Genomic DNA, 15,364 nt, shown 5'->3' on the forward strand with positions numbered 1-15,364 from the left:
TGTCGGGTTTTTTGCCCAGCGGCACAGGGTTTGCACCAACTTGTAGTCCAAGCGGCCCTATCTATGTAGAACCATTCAAATGGTTCTGCTGCATTTCCAGTTCGCGGGTATCCCTCATTAGACGAGGCAAAGCGCATGACCCAGGCCACGCAAATCCCAGGCAGTAAAACGCCGAACTCCACCACGATTGATTCCGAACTGTTGCCGGAGGTATTCCAACAGGCGGTGGAGCACGCCCCTGTCGCCATTTCGATCACTGACCTGCGCGCCAATATCCTTTATGCCAACCGCGCATTCAGCAGCACCACCGGCTACTCTCGCGCCGAAGTGCTGGGCAAGAATGAGTCGGCGCTGTCCAGCGGTACGACCCCGCGACTGGTCTACCAAGCGCTGTGGAGTCGACTGGCGCAAAAAAAACCGTGGTCCGGAGTGCTCGTCAACCGCCGCAAAGACGACAGCCAGTACCTCGCTGAACTGACCGTCGCGCCAGTGCTCGACGAGCATGGCGAAACCATCTATTACATCGGCATGCATCGCGACACCAGCGACCTGCATGAACTGGAGCAACGCGTCAGCAATCAGCGCCTGATGATCGACGCGGTGGTGAATGCGGCGCCTGCGGCGATGGCCGTGGTCGATCGCGAGCATCAAGTGTTGCTGTCAAACCCCAGCTTCTGCCGACTGTCGCGCGAGTTGACCTCCGACGGTTCGGCCGAAAGCCTGGTGACGCTGCTGCGCGATAACCTGCCCGGCCCGTTCAATGACCTGGAACAACATGACAAGGCGTTCGGCGGCAAGGAAATCTCCTTCGACCTCGGCGGCTACTCGCCACGCTGGCTGTCCTGCCACGGCATGGCGATCCATATCGAGGACGAACGCGCCGACGTGTTTTTCGCCCCCGGTGAGGATCGCTATCTATTGCTGACCCTCAACGACATTTCCGAGCTTCGGCAGAAACAGCAGGACTCGCAACTCAATGCCCTGAAGGCGCTGATGGCCGAGGAAGAACTGCTCAACGGTATGCGCGAGACGTTCAACGGCGCGATCCATCGTCTGCAAGGGCCGGTCAACCTGATCAGCGCCGCCGCGCACATGCTCGAACGCCGCCTGGGCGACAAGGCCGAGAACGACGCCGTGCTCAAGGCCATGCTCGATGCGAGCGCGGCCGGCATGGAAGCACTGGAAAGCCTCAGTGGCTCGATCCCGGTACGCATGGCCGAAGCCAAGCTGCCGGTGAACATCAACCAGTTGATTCGCGAAGTCATCACCCTGTGCACCGACAGCCTGCTCGGCCAGGGCATCATTATCGACTGGCAGCCTGCGATGCGTCTGCCTTGGGTGCTGGGTGCCGAAAGCCGGCTGCGCAGCATGATCAAGCAGTTGATCGAAAACTCCATCGACGCCATGAGCCAGAACCAGATCGTGCGCCGCGAGCTGTTCATCAGTACCCGCGTGGAGAACCAGCAGGTGGTGCGCATGGAGATCAACGACAGCGGACCTGGCATTCCGCCGGAACTGATGCTCAAAGTCTTCCAGCCGTTCTTCAGCACCAAGCCGCCGCACAAGGCGGGGCGCGGCATGGGCCTGGCGGTGGTCCAGGAAATCGTGACCGAACACGCAGGGGTCGTGCATATCGACAGCCAGTATCACGACGGCTGCCGGGTGATAGTCGAACTGCCTTTCTCGGCAGCCAGCTGATCAGCGGAGGACACCCTATGAGTTCGTCGTTAGCCCAACGCCCTGTCATGCCAACCCGAATCGAGCTGTACGACGGACAATTACAAGCTCTGTCAGGGATTGCCCGGATCATTTCCCGAGAACAGCAGATCGAGGAAGTCCTGGCCAAGATTCTCGCCGTCATGCACAACGACCTCGGCCTGTTGCACGGGCTGATTTTGATTTCCGACCCGGCCAACGGTTCGGTGCTGGTCGGTGCCATCCACAGCGACTCGCAAGATGTGATACGTGCTTGCGAGAACGTGCGCTACCGGGTTGGCGAAGGCGTCATCGGCAATATCTTCAAACATGGCAACAGCGTGGTATTGGGGCGCATATCCTCGGACCCGCGCTTCCTTGACCGTCTGGCGCTCTATGATCTTGAAATGCCTTTTATTGCCGTGCCGATCAAGTCCCATGAGGGCAATATCATCGGCGTGCTTGCCGCGCAGCCCGACAGCCGCGCCGACGACTTGATGGCCGAACGCACGCGCTTTGTGGAAACCGTCGCAAACCTGCTGTCGCAAACCGTGCGCCTGGTGGTGAACATCGAGAACGGCCACGAAGTCAAGAATGAGCGTGATGAACTGCGCCGCGAGGTTCGCGCCAAATACGGTTTCGAGAACATGGTGGTCGGCCACACCACGACCATGCGCCGGGTATTCGATCAAGTGCGTCGGGTCGCGAAATGGGACAGCACGGTGCTGATCCTCGGTGAATCGGGCACCGGCAAGGAGCTGATCGCCAGTGCCATCCATTACAACTCGCCGCGCGCGCATCGCCCGCTGATCCGCCTGAACTGCGCCGCGCTGCCGGAAACACTGCTGGAGTCAGAGCTGTTCGGCCACGAGAAAGGCTCGTTCACCGGCGCGGTAAAACAACGCAAGGGGCGCTTCGAACAGGCCGATGGCGGCACGCTGTTCCTCGACGAAATTGGCGAAATCTCACCGATGTTCCAGGCCAAGCTGCTGCGCGTATTGCAGGAAGGAGAACTGGAGCGGGTCGGCGGCACCCAGACGGTCAAGGTCAATGTACGAATCGTTGCAGCCACCAACCGCGACCTGGAAAGCGAGGTGGAAAAGGGCCGGTTTCGCGAAGACCTCTACTATCGCCTGAACGTCATGGCCATCCGCGTGCCACCGCTGCGTGAACGTACCGCCGACATTCCCGAACTGGCTGAGTTTCTCGCCGAAAAAATTGGCCGCCAGCAGGGCCGCAAACTGACCCTGACCGACAGCGCTGTCCGCCTGCTGGTCAGCCATCGCTGGCCGGGCAATGTGCGAGAGCTGGAGAACTGTCTGGAACGTTCCTCGATCATGAGCGAGAACGGCAGCATCACTCGTGACGTGGTATCGCTGACCGGCCTGGATAACGACTCCCTGCCACTGACGCCACTGCCGGAGGTGAACCTGGCCGATGACAACCTGGACGACCGTGAAAAAGTCATCGCCGCGCTGGAGCAAGCCGGCTGGGTTCAGGCCAAGGCTGCGCGCCTGCTGGGCATGACACCACGACAGATCGCGTACCGCATCCAGACGTTGAACATCCATATGCGCAAGATATGAAGGCCCTTGCTGCTGCCCTGTTGCCCGCGCCTGCTTGCAGTCGCGTGGCCATTGGCTGTTTATGACCGGCCGCGACAACAACCTGTGGCTGGAACTGTGGCGCAAGCGTACAACTGACTTTCATCAAATCGCTGTCAACCCCTTGCTGTCGCGCTTCTGGCCTGCCTTGGGGCTTGAGCCCGGCTGCCTGGTTTTTGTGCCTTTGTGCGGTAAAAGCCTGGACATGCTCTGGCTCGCCGAGCAGGGCCACGAGGTGATCGGTGTCGAGTTGAGCCCGTTGGCGACGCGGGCATTCTTTCGGGAAAACCAGCTGCATCCCACACGTACCCAAGAAGGCCAATTCACCCGCTGGCAACATGGGCGAATCAGCATTCTGTGCGGCGACTACTTTGCTCTGACGTCGGCCGACCTCGGGGACATTGACACGGTATACGACCGCGCGGCCCTCACGGCGCTGCCGATGGAGCTGCGCCAACGCTATGTCACGCATTTGCGGCGGATCGTACCGGCCAGCGCCAATGTGTTTCTGCTGACCATCGAAGACGCCGAAGCAAGCGACACCCTGCAACAAGCCATGGGCGTGGATCAGGAACTGGCCGCGTTGTATCGGGCCGATTTCGAGATCAATCTGGCCCATGTCGAAAGCCTGTTCGAGAACGACCCGCAGGCACCGCAAACCGCCCCGACCCGCGCTGAATATAAGGTGTACCAACTCACCGGCAAATCCGTCGTTGACGCTGCGAAAACCTGAAAGCGCTGTTTGTCGTTTGTCTTACAGTTCCTCTGAATGGGCCGTGCGCTTTGTTAGCTGCCAAACAAAATCCGCAGCCAACATAAGGAAAAAATTCCTGTAAATCAAATAGTTAATAAAGCGGCACGGGGCTTGCTCAGTATTACTCCACAGACTCTCTCTGCAATGGGGATCGACCATGGAACTGAGCATACTTGGGCAAGACGAATCGACGCAGCACAGTGCGGGGGGATGTTCCTCCGGCTCTTGCGGCAGTACGGACGATCAGCTCAACCATCTTTCGGATGACATCCGTGAGAGGGTACAAAACCATCCTTGCTACTCCGAAGAAGCTCACCACTACTTCGCCCGTATGCATGTGGCGGTGGCACCGGCCTGCAACATCCAATGCCATTACTGCAACCGCAAGTACGACTGCGCCAACGAATCACGCCCAGGCGTCGTGTCGGAAGTGCTTGACCCGATCCAGGCGGTGAAAAAGGTCAAGGCGGTGGCTGCGACCATCCCGCAGATGACCGTACTGGGTATCGCTGGCCCCGGCGATCCGCTGGCCAACCTGGAGCGTACTTTCGAGACCTTCCGCATGCTCAGCGAGCAAGCACCGGACATCAAACTGTGTGTGTCCACCAACGGGCTGGCGCTGCCGGATGCCGTGGATGAACTGGCCAAATACAACATCGACCATGTGACCATCACCATCAACTGCGTGGACCCGGAGATCGGCGCCAAGATCTACCCGTGGATCTTCTGGAACAACAAACGCATCCGCGGCAAGAAGGCGGCGAAGATCCTCATCGAACGCCAGCAGAAAGGTCTGGAGATGCTGGTGGCACGCGGCATTCTGGTCAAGGTCAACTCGGTGCTGATCCCTGGCGTCAACGACGAGCACCTCAAAGAAGTCAGCCGCGTGGTCAAGGCCAAAGGTGCCTTCCTGCACAACGTCATGCCGCTGATCGCCGAGGCCGAACACGGCACCTTCTACGGTGTAATGGGCCAGCGCAGCCCCGAGCCCGAAGAGCTTCAAGATTTGCAGGACGCCTGCTCCGGCGACATGAACATGATGCGCCATTGCCGTCAGTGTCGCGCCGATGCGGTCGGCCTGCTGGGCGAGGATCGCGGTGACGAATTCACCCTCGACAAGATCGACGAGATGGAAATCGACTACGAAGCCGCCATGGTCAAACGCGCAGTGATCCACGCAGCGATCAAAGAAGAGCTGGACGAGAAAGCCACGAAAAAAGCGCGTCTGGCGAACATATCGGTCAACGCCACCGCCACCGACGAAACCGCCAGGCACCATCGCCCCGTGCTGATGGCCGTAGCCACCAGTGGCGGCGGTCTGATCAACCAGCATTACGGCCATGCCACTGAGTTTCTGGTGTATGAAGCTTCGCCCGCCGGGGTGCGTTTCATCGGCCACCGCAAGGTCGACCAATATTGCGTGGGCGATGACAGTTGCGGAGAGAAAGAGTCCGCGCTGTCCGGCAGCATCCGCGCGCTCAAGGGCTGCGAAGCGGTGCTCTGCTCGAAGATCGGTTTCGAGCCTTGGGGCGATCTGGAAGCGGCAGGCATTCAACCTAACGGCGAACACGCGATGGAGCCCATCGAGGAAGCGGTTATGGCGGTTTACCAGGAAATGATCGCCAGCGGGCGGCTGGAGACACAAACACCACAACTGCGAGCCAATGCCTGACCCAGGTCTATGGATCAACGTTTAGGGAGGTGCAAAATGGCACTGAAGATTGTCGAGTCCTGTGTCAACTGCTGGGCCTGTCTGGATGTTTGCCCGAGCGAGGCGATTTCGTCGGGCACCACCCAGTTCACGATCAGCGCGCAGAAGTGTACCGAGTGCGATGGCGACTTTAGCGAGCAGCAGTGCGCAAGTATCTGCCCGGTCGAGGGTGCCATTCTGCTCGCCGACGGCAGCCCGGCCAACCCGCCGGGTTCCCTGACGGGAATTCCACCGGAGCGTCTGGCGCAAGCCATGCGTGAAATTCAGGCTCGTTGAGGAAAGGACTATGTCTTGTATCGTCTTCTACGAAAAACCCGGCTGCGCCACCAATAGGTTGCAGAAGGAGTTGCTGCGTTCCAAGGGCCTGGAACTGGAAGTGCGCAACCTGCTTGACGAACCCTGGACGCGAGAAAGCCTGCTGCCGTTTTTCGGCAGCAAGCCGGTTGCCGAGTGGTTCAACCCGTCGGCACCGGCAATCAAATATGGCGAGCTTGATCCGCTCCAGCAGACCCGCGAGCAAGCATTGGCAATGATGCTGGAACGACCGCTGTTGATCCGTCGCCCACTGATCCGCTTCGGCGAACAGTTCATGGTCGGCTTCGATCTGGTCGCGCTCAATGCCTTGCTGCCCTGCAACGGCAAGCTGTCCACGCTGCCCACGGCTATCGACAGCTGTAGCCGCGGTCAACATTCGCATCACGGCTGCCAGCCCATGGCAGATGCATCGTGAACGGCGCTCAGGCGCTCCGGATCGAGCCCCTCCAGGCGGCTCCGTTACCAAGCCAGCGGCGCGCCAACCGCATGTGGCTGGCGCGCATCATCCAGGCGCAACGCAGCGGGCAAAGCTGCCTGCCGTTTCACTTGGGTCTGGCCGAGGATGAATACGCCCAATTGATTGGTGAGCACTTTCCCGAGCAGGCCGGTGCGACCAGCAAGGGCTTGGGGTTATTGGCTCACGAGTGCGCCGAGTTACGCGAAGAGCTTCTGATGATGCGCAACGACGAATGGCAGGACTTGCGGGGCTTGCTGCTCGCTGGCCGTCGCGGACGCGGGGTCGATGAAGTGTGGATGGCCAGCATCGTCGCGGCGGGCTGCATGGGAGGCAGCCACCTGTGGCGCGACTTGGGGCTTGCTTCACGCCTGGATCTGCGCGAGCTGCTGGTGCACAACTTCCCGCTGCTGGCGATGCGCAACGTGTTGGACATGCGCTGGAAGAAGTTTTTTTACAAACAATTGTGCGAACAGGAAGGCGGTTATGTCTGCCGCTCGCCCAGTTGCAATATCTGCCCAACCTTTCAGGACTGTTTTGGAGAAGAACTATGAGCACCAAGCGCATCACCGTAGAACAAGCCCAAGCCCTGCTTGCCGGGGAAGATAACGTCATGCTGCTGGACATGCGAGATGCGCAAGCCTATTGCCAGGGCCATGATCCACGCGCCCTACACCTCAGCGACCCGACCCTGCGCGGCCTGCTGAAAAACCTGCCCCGCGATATGCAGCTGATCATCAGTTGCTACCACGGCAATGCCAGCCAGAAGATGGCAAGCCTGTTCGCCGACTTCGGCTTCACCGCCTGCTACAGCCTGGACGGTGGCTACGAAGCCTGGAAATCGCGACCACTGCTCACGATGCCGTCGGCCAGATCGAAAAGAGCAATCTCACCGGCCGCCTTGGCTTGATCACGGAGAAACCACCATGCAGGTAATGGACACTGAAGCACGCATCCGCGAGCAGCTCGCCAAGAACCCAGTGATGCTTTACATGAAAGGAACACCGGAAAATCCCGAGTGCGGCTTTTCCCGTGCGGCGATAAAAGCGCTCGGCGAAATCGGCCATCCGTTCTCCTACGTGAACGTACTGGCGGCCCCGCATATTCGTGAGAAACTGCCGAAAATTTCGAACTGGCCCACCTACCCTCAGCTTTTCATCAATGGCGAACTGGTTGGCGGCAGCGACATCGTGCTTGCCATGCATGCCGATGGCAGCCTGGTAACGCTATTGGCGACCGCCAGCGCCCAATCTGAAGTGCCAGACCTGTGAGGTAATGTGCAAGTATTCGGAGGTGACATGCGCCAACTCAAGCCGGGGCTCGTCCTCATGGCTCTGCTACTGGCAGGCTGTGGTGACAAGGTAGAAAGTTTCGGGGGCCCGACCATGGGCAGCACTTACTCGGTGAAGTATGTCCGCAGCAGTGGCGGTCCGGCTCCAGACGAGGTGCAGGCCAAGGTCGAGGCACTCCTGGCGCAGGTCGACGAGCAGATGTCGACCTATCGGGCAGACTCACTGGTTTCGCGTTTCAACGACCTCCCAGCACAAAGCTGCATGCAACTGCCTGAAACCATGCTCGATCTGGTGCGCTACGGCGACCAGCTCTCCAGGGAAAGCGACGGTTCTTTTGACCTCACCGTCGAACCATTGATGGACCTCTGGGGCTTCGGCCCGCATGGAAAAGGCGAACGGGTGCCAAGCGCTGAACAAATCGCTCAGGTACGCCAACAAGTCGGCTTCGGCCATTTGCGGATCGACGGCACGCAGCTGTGCAAGGATGCCAATATCAAACTGGACTTCGACTCCATCGCCGCCGGTAATACCGTGGATCAGGCCGCCCAACTGGTCGAGAGCCTGGACATCAACAGCTATCTGGTCGAATTCACCGGCGAACTCAAGGCCAGAGGTCACAAGCCCGATGGCAGCCCCTGGCGGATCGCGATCGAAGCCCCCCGCGACGACGCGCAGGTAGCGCAGGTGGTACTGGCACTGGATAACCTGGGCATGTCCACCTCAGGCGACTACCGTAACTACTTCGAAACCGATGGCAAACGCTACTCGCATACCTTCGATCCCCATAGCGGCGCCCCCATCACCCATAACCTCGCATCGGTCACCGTGGTATCACCTTCGGCACTGCACGCCGACGGCCTCTCCACGATGCTGGAAGTTCTGGGCCCGGACAAAGGCTACCGCTACGCCATCGACCACCAAATCGCCGCCTTCTTCATCACTCGCGAACCCCAAGGCTTCGTCACGCGCAGCACACCGGCGTTCACGGCAGTACTTGCGCAACAGAGCGCCCCGCAGTGAAGAGGTTCAAAGCAGCCAAATGAACCAGCAGTCAACACGACACAGTAAAGGGTCACTACGCCAAGGGAAAAATTAAAACGCTGGGTGCTTCGTAAACCACTGGACAAGACACGAGGATGGGTGATGTACGCGGCAGGCGTTAAGATCGAAATGATTGCCAAGGTGCTCAACCACAGCAGTCCAGCAATCACGATGGCGTACATCGGCATCACTCAAAGCGAGGTCAACGCAACATGCGATCAGCTCGTCATTTGAGACGCCTCTACAGCACGCATCAGCGGGCTTCGTAGCACCTTCGCATCCGCTCCATCCTTCCTGCACACCTCTCCAGCACCACCACAGACCGGGTAGCGGCGCCCACTGATGATAACTGTTCTTATTTCGCACTCATTCAGCAAAGCACCACGATGGGTCGCGGTCGTCTTGATAGCCCCGGTAGAACGGACGAATCCGTGTAAGTTGGTCCAGCTTATTTTTCCTGGCCCTGCATAGATCGACCCCCACCCTGTTCGAAGTCCCGAGAAACGGGGATCAAATTATCGGAGAAAACTCCTTCAAATTTATCTCGGCTGACGAAGATCGGACGTAGGTGCTGCTTTTGTCGGAACCATCTACTTAGTACTGATAGGTTGCCCAAACTTTGGTGCAGATGTAGCACAGCAAGCCGAGGAGCAAGAGGATGTTCCGACCCCAGTAGTAGCGAGTTGTGGCCCTAACGAAGCCAGTAGCCCATTCATGGTATATGCGCTTTGCTTCGTCGTTCCCCAATCACTCTACGTTTCCAAGAATCGGCACGGTCGTTTTCGTGACAGCTCGCTGTTTCGCTGGCTGTTCAACGAGGTGCTGCGTCGCTGCATGGACGCAGGTCTGGTCAAGGCGAAGGTTTTGCTGTGGACGCCAGCGTCGTCAAAGCGGATGCCAGTCGACAACGAGGCGTACCCGGCAACGAAGAGGTCAACTGGAGCGATCCGTCGCTGAGTACTCGCGCCGTGCGTGAGTACCTTGAAGCTCTGGATGAAGAGGCTTTGGCCGAAGCACTGCCCAAGCGCCTGTCGCTGACCGATCCACTTGCACGTTGGACCGCTGCGCCAGGAGGTCCAGCGTTTTTCGCTTACTCGACGAACTATCTGATTGATGTCGAGCATGGCGTGATCATGGACGTGGAGCCGACGCCAGCGCATCGAACTGCCGAGGTCGAGAGCACCAAGATCATGATTGAGCGGGTCGAAGAACAGTTCGACATCAAGCCGGATCGGCTCATCGGCGATACCGCTTATGGAACCGCACCGATGCTGGCCTGGATGGTGGACCAAAAAAACATTGAGCCTCATGTGCCGGTTTGGGACAAAACCGAACGCAAGAACGACAGCCTCTCGAGCAGCGATTTTCAATGGAATGAAGAAACGCAGGAGTATCGCGGTCCCACCGGACACGCCCTGCGTAGCGAGTGGCGGGCCTTCAAGAACCAGCGCTCACATGTCACGAAAGCTGGCACCATCATCTTTCGATCCCGACAAACCGACTGCGCTACATGCTCGATGAAAGCGCGCTGCTGCCCGAACACTTCGTTCCGAAAAATCGCCCGTAGTGTCCATGAAGCGGCGCGCGATGTTGCGCGGCGGATCGCTACGACACCGCAATACGCGTGCTCTCGCCATGAGCGCAAGAAGGTCGAAATGTTGTTCGCGCACCTCAAGCGAATCCTGAAGCTGGATCGATTGCGGCTACGAGGCATGACCGGTGCAAACGACGAATTTACCTTAGCGGCAGCGGTACAGAATCTAAGGAAATTAGCGAAACTGACCTCTCAAGGGCCACCGACCACGGGATAGGTACGCCCGCAATCAGCAAAAACCCTCAAATTAACCCACTGACCAAGCTACAAAGATCAACGTAGAACCGAAAAACCACGCAACGTGGTGCACAGGTTCTGAAGTGACGGCCAACCTTGATGCCTTCCAGTCTGAAATTTCGACTTTTTCAACAGAGTCGGCCGATTACTGCCAGTTGTCTGTTGCCCCGGCAGCTCATCATGAATGCGGAGCACTCCAGCTAACGCGGATATGAACGGTTGTCAGACCGAATACAAACGAACGGCCAAGTGGAGTGCAATTTCGCAAGGTATCCAATTGGTATTCCAACTAAAAAACAACAAAAATATTAACCATAAAAATCAATAAGATAAAAGTCAGGTTCAGATTATCCCGGCCCACCACATTCAGCAGTACAAAAAAGCACCTCGCGTTGAGCAGGTGCTTTTTTTGTGTCTCCAGGAATCTGTCCGCAGAGCAGGTATAACTCAAGTCCCGTCTGAATCAAGATCGAGCAAAGCCTGCCCACAACTCGCCGTCAAACGCTACCCCCACTTGCAGCCCAACCCCCGCATCGCTACCCTTGCGCTCGCCGCTGCCAAATCAGCGGCCTGGGCGTAGGAACCCGGAACTATCTAGGTATGCATGTGCCAAGCTTTACGACTGCAATTCTGTTTTGTGTAGTCAATATGGCGGCTGTGCGTGGGCACGCTTCGGCGTGGCCGGATGCCTAGAGTTCCGGTATTCCTACCCTGCGCACAACTGCCACCCAAAGCCTGTAGGAAGGCCTCTGGCAGCTCCAATACTCTAGGAGCAAACCATGACTCATCACGAACAAACCCACACCATTGAACAGCTGATCAACGACACCGACGAATTACTTCGCTGCGCCAAGGCGACAGCTTATGAAAGCGCCGATGCCTTGCGAGGGAATCAGCGGGACCATGCATTTTCGGTTGTTTATTTGATTGAAATGGCACGCGGGAAGCTGGATCAGCTCATCCACGCCCAAGCGGAATGTGGGTCTTGGTAATCGCAATGAAAGCAAGCTGATCAGCAATAGCCTCGAAAAAAACTCGGAACCGCGCCTGGTGAGAATATTTTTCAGCCATGCGCGGTCAACATCTTCTTCTTGAAGTCATCAGCGCTGAATGGACGAGGCTCTCCGCTGGATTCACCCTCAATCAGCGCGAAGCGGACAGCTTCGAGTTCCGCACTGCGTTCCTGCTCACGCCGGATCAGGTCGCGGATATATTCGCTGTCGTTGGAGGAGCGCTCTGCATCGATTTCCGCCACGATGCCCGGCTCACTTCGAGTCAATGCCTGCAAAAAGCACCGCCCTCAATACCTCACCCAATTGCACTTCGCTGAAAGGCTTCGCGATGCAATGCCGATCTGCCCACAACCCGGGTATGCCAACGTGGCCGTACCCTGAACAAAACACGAAAGGTATGCCGCGCCCGGCAATCGCTGCGGCTATTGGGAAAGATGTGCCGCCGATGATGTTGACGTCGAGAATGGCCAGATCGAATTGCCCCGTGAGTGCGTACTTCACGCCGTCGGCGAGCGTGCTGGCGTGAAACGCCGTTGTGAAACCCAGGTCTTCGAGCATTGCTTCGATCAGCATCGCCAGCATTGTCTCGTCTTCGACAATGAAAACCCGGGGCAATGCGAAAGCTGAAATCATACTGCGCCTGCCGATGGTTCAAACCGTGAAATGAGCATCGAATAATGCAGACCTGAACTTAAGAAATGCACCTCTGCCTTGCCTCCTAGCTCGCCCTCGATGCTGCGGCGGATCAATCGAAAACCAAAGCCTCTGACCGCGCTCTCAGTGACCGGCGGACCGCCCGTTTCGACCCAGTCGATCTTCAACGCCTGCGGGTTTTCGGCCGGGTTCAGAGTGGCGGTAATCGTTACGCGGCCGCTGGGCGACGTCAGGGCGCCATGCTGCAGCGCATTGGCCATCAATTCGTGGAACACCATTGAAAGGGTCAGTGAGGTTCTGGGCTCGAGCGTAACCTGATCGCCTTTGAACGTGATCTGATTTGTCCCGCTACCCTTGGCCTGTAGCTGGAGTATCAGATCCGCAAGCCGACTGGATGTCCATTCTGCCTTCGCGAGGGCGTCATGTGCCTGACTCAAGGCAAACAGTCGCGCATCGAAACTCTTGCGAAACGACGCCAGGGAGTCAGAGCTGCTGGCAGTGAGGGACGCCATCGCCTGGACGGTCGCCAGTGTGTTTTTTACCCGATGATTCAGCTCGTTGAGCAGTGCCGCGCGCGAGATGCGATCCTCCCGCAGTTGCCGTTCCAGCCTGATGGAAATCGACTGCGCCAGGCGCTGGGCAGTGCCGCTCTGCTTCAGGAACGTCGTCTCGCCAGCGATGGTCGGCCCTTCGTGAGCGCGCAGATTGAAAGTGAAAACGCTTCCCGGCCCCGGCCCGCTCTGCGCCCGTAACTGACCGCCATGCGCTGCGATGATGCCTTGGAAAATGTAGAGCCCCAGACCATTGCCATTGGGATTGCCTTTCTTGACGGACCAGTAGCGCTGGAAAATATAGGGCAGGTGTTCTCCGGGTATTCCGATGCCATTGTCGCTTACGCGGAACAGGACATCGTCCCCGATACGGGTCGCGGCAATATTGATCTGACCGCCTTCCGGCGTGAACTTGATTGCGTTGCCCACCAGATTGGAGAGCACCTGAAAGATTCGCTCGGGATCAGCGTCGATCACCAGGCCCGGCTCGGCAGTGCAATTGAGTTCAATGTTTTTGTCTGCTGTCAGCGTAACGAGCAGGCTGCAGGCTTCTTCCAGCAGGCTGGTGACTGTCAGCGGGAAGCAGGACAGCTGATAACGGCCAGAGTCGATTTTCGCCGTGCCGAGTAAATTCTCCAACAGGCTGCTTATGCGGGTCGTAGCTTTTTCAATGGTCCCCAACGCGCGCGAATGCGGCCGTTTTCGACGGTAGCATCACTGGTCGCCCAGCGCTGCAGCATGCCGCATTGCATGATGATGATGGACATTGGATTGCGCAGGTCATGGAGACCACTGCCACCAGTTCGTCACGAAGGCGCACCGCTTCCTGCTCGCGGTGTACCTGGCGCTCCAGATCGTGCTCCAGTGCCGAACGGCGAATATCCTCGGCCGCATAGAGATCTCCCCTCGACCAAGGCTGCGCGATCCCGGTGACCTGCTCTTCCCAAATATCAAATGATTGCCAAGGGTGCAGGCGATGGCTCGCGGAGCCGACCGGACCGGGGCTCAAGTGCTGGGCCGGATTTCCGCTCCAGTTCATCGTAGAGGTGAGCTGGGGACGAAACCACATGACGGCGTTGTCGATGGGCTTGGGCAATATGAAGGCGATAACCCCGCTTGCCACATCGCAATAGGCGGCGCTGGCGGGATTTTCCTGATGCATGGAGTTGGAATGGAATACGCCCAGGCCTAGAAGACCCATGGCGCGCTCCTTCAGTTTTTTTTTGCGTCAGACCGACATCACGAATCCAAAGATATAACGCTCGCACCTGCTCCTGAGTCGGGCAGTTTCCGAACAGGTGAAGTCGATCCTCGATCAGCACTGCGGCACCGTCGGCCAGTGTCAGCGACTGAAGCAGTTCGGGCCGACTCACCAGGCCATCCAGAACTTCCCGGTCCGCACGGCTCATGGCCGATGCCAGCTCCCCGAGCAAGATGACTTTCTCCTCTCGCTCTCGCTGGATCTGGGTTGCGATAATCGAGGCGATTGTCACTGACAACAACTGACCGATCAGAGTGCAGGCATCACGAAACTCACGCGGAACCAACAGCGGCTCGGGATGACCACAGGCAATCAGTCCCCAGAGCTCGCCGTTGTCCAGCAGCGAAATGCTCATCGATGAACGCACGCCCATAACAGCAGATCGAAGCATGCGGGACTTCTTTAGAGCATTGGATGGAGAGGAGCGGAACGAGCGTTAGGGCCACACCATTCAGAATAAAGCCAGACGAAATAAATTCAATTCATTCGACTGTATAAGCCTGATTAACATCGTGACTGAGCCGGACCAAACATCACCCCGGCTTCAACAGGATATTCAATAAAATTGCAGTACATGATCCTCTTGCCGGAGAGCCCGTTCTTCCAAAACATCAGGCTGCCACAATCCATCACATTCAAATTTACTTCCGCATCGCTGGATAGCTGGAATACGAATTCGAAACCATCCCCTGAATCGATGCCCGACTGGCATAACGAAGGATACCCACCGATCTTGTGGTCGTAGGTGTGGCGGACTGGATCATCAAAACTTTCTATTTTGCCAGTGTCCTCCAGCTCGCATATTTCCGCTTCAAGGTACCGTGCGACCTGGCGGATAACAGGCGTGTCCCTTGGGCACATCAATGGATTTAGTGACCGTGCACTGTTGATTGTGGGGCGGCGGTACTGGTGCAGGTTACAGCCTTTCAAGTTCGGCCAGCTCAATTGCTTTGCGTTCGCGTGACTTACGTATCTGCTGTTGGCGTTGCAGTTCCCGTACATCGTACTCGGCATTAATCACTCTATTTCTGAATGACACTCGCCATTCAGAAATCCCTGATAGAGATTCAGCGGTTTTGCATCGGCTCGGTAGGACCGGACTTGTCCGGGAAGGCGTCGGCGCAGGCAATGAAGGTGGGTCGGGTGGATTGAGATTGGCGGGGCTGGCCTCTCGGGGACAAGTCCCCT

The 15,364-nt window shown here is 57.8% G+C and carries 15 protein-coding genes and 2 pseudogenes; 13 read left to right on the plus strand and 4 right to left on the minus strand.

Going from position 1 to position 15,364, the window contains the following annotated elements; genetic code table 11:
- Positions 1 to 135 precede the first annotated feature (135 nt).
- The 13 genes and pseudogenes from nifL (at position 136) to AFK24_RS26080 (ending at position 11,689) form a co-directional block, all read left to right on the plus strand.
- Complete coding sequence (gene nifL / locus AFK24_RS26025) at positions 136 to 1,698, plus strand: nitrogen fixation negative regulator NifL (RefSeq protein WP_065835961.1); 1,563 nt, start codon at positions 136 to 138, stop codon at positions 1,696 to 1,698.
- 17 nt (positions 1,699 to 1,715) lie between these two features.
- Positions 1,716 to 3,281 carry a nif-specific transcriptional activator NifA gene (gene nifA, locus AFK24_RS26030; RefSeq protein WP_065835962.1) on the plus strand — a complete coding sequence of 522 codons (1,566 nt, stop codon included), beginning with the start codon at positions 1,716 to 1,718 and terminating at the stop codon, positions 3,279 to 3,281.
- Positions 3,282 to 3,342: 61 nt separating this feature from the next.
- On the plus strand, positions 3,343 to 4,032 hold the full coding sequence (locus AFK24_RS26035; RefSeq protein ID WP_065836007.1) for a thiopurine S-methyltransferase: 690 nt from the start codon (positions 3,343 to 3,345) through the stop codon (positions 4,030 to 4,032).
- A gap of 178 nt (positions 4,033 to 4,210) precedes the next feature.
- Entirely contained in the window at positions 4,211 to 5,725 is a 1,515-nt protein-coding gene (gene nifB / locus AFK24_RS26040) for a nitrogenase cofactor biosynthesis protein NifB (protein ID WP_065835963.1), read from the plus strand.
- Between the two features lie 36 nt (positions 5,726 to 5,761).
- On the plus strand, positions 5,762 to 6,040 hold the full coding sequence (locus AFK24_RS26045; RefSeq protein ID WP_065835964.1) for a 4Fe-4S binding protein: 279 nt from the start codon (positions 5,762 to 5,764) through the stop codon (positions 6,038 to 6,040).
- Positions 6,041 to 6,050: 10 nt separating this feature from the next.
- Positions 6,051 to 6,494 (plus strand): ArsC/Spx/MgsR family protein, encoded by a 444-nt coding sequence (locus tag AFK24_RS26050; protein ID WP_065835965.1) that lies wholly within the window; start codon positions 6,051 to 6,053, stop codon positions 6,492 to 6,494.
- A gap of 71 nt (positions 6,495 to 6,565) precedes the next feature.
- Complete coding sequence (locus tag AFK24_RS26055) at positions 6,566 to 7,087, plus strand: nitrogen fixation protein NifQ (protein ID WP_080482309.1); 522 nt, start codon at positions 6,566 to 6,568, stop codon at positions 7,085 to 7,087.
- Complete coding sequence (locus tag AFK24_RS26060) at positions 7,084 to 7,443, plus strand: thiosulfate sulfurtransferase GlpE (protein ID WP_065835966.1); 360 nt, start codon at positions 7,084 to 7,086, stop codon at positions 7,441 to 7,443. Before AFK24_RS26055 ends, AFK24_RS26060 begins: the two co-directional genes overlap by 4 nt.
- Positions 7,444 to 7,468: 25 nt before the next feature.
- Positions 7,469 to 7,804, plus strand: coding sequence for a Grx4 family monothiol glutaredoxin (gene grxD, locus AFK24_RS26065; RefSeq protein ID WP_240500459.1), 336 nt, complete (start codon positions 7,469 to 7,471; stop codon positions 7,802 to 7,804).
- Between the two features lie 27 nt (positions 7,805 to 7,831).
- On the plus strand, positions 7,832 to 8,845 hold the full coding sequence (locus AFK24_RS26070; RefSeq protein WP_065835968.1) for an FAD:protein FMN transferase: 1,014 nt from the start codon (positions 7,832 to 7,834) through the stop codon (positions 8,843 to 8,845).
- A gap of 123 nt (positions 8,846 to 8,968) precedes the next feature.
- Positions 8,969 to 9,100, plus strand: a complete 132-nt coding sequence (locus tag AFK24_RS31825) for a hypothetical protein (RefSeq protein ID WP_276205004.1) — start codon at positions 8,969 to 8,971, stop codon at positions 9,098 to 9,100.
- A gap of 505 nt (positions 9,101 to 9,605) precedes the next feature.
- Positions 9,606 to 10,677: pseudogene (locus tag AFK24_RS26075) on the plus strand (transposase); the annotation flags it as partial.
- Positions 10,678 to 11,476: 799 nt separating this feature from the next.
- Positions 11,477 to 11,689: a DUF6124 family protein gene (locus tag AFK24_RS26080; RefSeq protein WP_065835969.1), complete on the plus strand. Its 213-nt coding sequence runs from the start codon at positions 11,477 to 11,479 to the stop codon at positions 11,687 to 11,689.
- 71 nt (positions 11,690 to 11,760) lie between these two features.
- On the opposite strand, the gene AFK24_RS26085 is transcribed toward AFK24_RS26080, so the two are convergent.
- The 4 genes and pseudogenes from AFK24_RS26085 to AFK24_RS31710 form a co-directional block, all read right to left on the minus strand.
- Positions 11,761 to 11,976 carry a ribbon-helix-helix domain-containing protein gene (locus tag AFK24_RS26085; RefSeq protein WP_430962182.1) on the minus strand — a complete coding sequence of 72 codons (216 nt, stop codon included), beginning with the start codon at positions 11,974 to 11,976 and terminating at the stop codon, positions 11,761 to 11,763.
- Positions 11,963 to 12,343: a response regulator gene (locus tag AFK24_RS26090; protein ID WP_065835971.1), complete on the minus strand. Its 381-nt coding sequence runs from the start codon at positions 12,341 to 12,343 to the stop codon at positions 11,963 to 11,965. Before AFK24_RS26090 ends, AFK24_RS26085 begins: the two co-directional genes overlap by 14 nt.
- Positions 12,340 to 14,549: pseudogene (locus AFK24_RS26095) on the minus strand (ATP-binding protein); the annotation flags it as partial. The pseudogene AFK24_RS26095 and the gene AFK24_RS26090, both read right to left, overlap by 4 nt.
- Positions 14,550 to 14,680: 131 nt before the next feature.
- Positions 14,681 to 15,121 carry a DUF1963 domain-containing protein gene (locus AFK24_RS31710; protein WP_430962175.1) on the minus strand — a complete coding sequence of 147 codons (441 nt, stop codon included), beginning with the start codon at positions 15,119 to 15,121 and terminating at the stop codon, positions 14,681 to 14,683.
- Between the last annotated feature and the right edge of the window lie 243 nt (positions 15,122 to 15,364).

The organism is Pseudomonas syringae (assembly GCF_001698815.1).
GTDB lineage: Bacteria > Pseudomonadota > Gammaproteobacteria > Pseudomonadales > Pseudomonadaceae > Aquipseudomonas > Aquipseudomonas syringae_A.

Coding starts and splice junctions, on each gene's coding strand:
- nifL (WP_065835961.1), top strand. CDS start 136: ATGACCCAGGCCACGCAAATCCCAGGCAGTAAAACGCCGAACTCCACC.
- nifA (WP_065835962.1), top strand. CDS start 1,716: ATGAGTTCGTCGTTAGCCCAACGCCCTGTCATGCCAACCCGAATCGAG.
- AFK24_RS26035 (WP_065836007.1), top strand. CDS start 3,343: ATGACCGGCCGCGACAACAACCTGTGGCTGGAACTGTGGCGCAAGCGT.
- nifB (WP_065835963.1), top strand. CDS start 4,211: ATGGAACTGAGCATACTTGGGCAAGACGAATCGACGCAGCACAGTGCG.
- AFK24_RS26045 (WP_065835964.1), top strand. CDS start 5,762: ATGGCACTGAAGATTGTCGAGTCCTGTGTCAACTGCTGGGCCTGTCTG.
- AFK24_RS26050 (WP_065835965.1), top strand. CDS start 6,051: ATGTCTTGTATCGTCTTCTACGAAAAACCCGGCTGCGCCACCAATAGG.
- AFK24_RS26055 (WP_080482309.1), top strand. CDS start 6,566: ATGTGGCTGGCGCGCATCATCCAGGCGCAACGCAGCGGGCAAAGCTGC.
- AFK24_RS26060 (WP_065835966.1), top strand. CDS start 7,084: ATGAGCACCAAGCGCATCACCGTAGAACAAGCCCAAGCCCTGCTTGCC.
- grxD (WP_240500459.1), top strand. CDS start 7,469: ATGGACACTGAAGCACGCATCCGCGAGCAGCTCGCCAAGAACCCAGTG.
- AFK24_RS26070 (WP_065835968.1), top strand. CDS start 7,832: ATGCGCCAACTCAAGCCGGGGCTCGTCCTCATGGCTCTGCTACTGGCA.
- AFK24_RS31825 (WP_276205004.1), top strand. CDS start 8,969: ATGTACGCGGCAGGCGTTAAGATCGAAATGATTGCCAAGGTGCTCAAC.
- AFK24_RS26080 (WP_065835969.1), top strand. CDS start 11,477: ATGACTCATCACGAACAAACCCACACCATTGAACAGCTGATCAACGAC.
- AFK24_RS26090 (WP_065835971.1), bottom strand. CDS start 12,343: ATGATTTCAGCTTTCGCATTGCCCCGGGTTTTCATTGTCGAAGACGAG.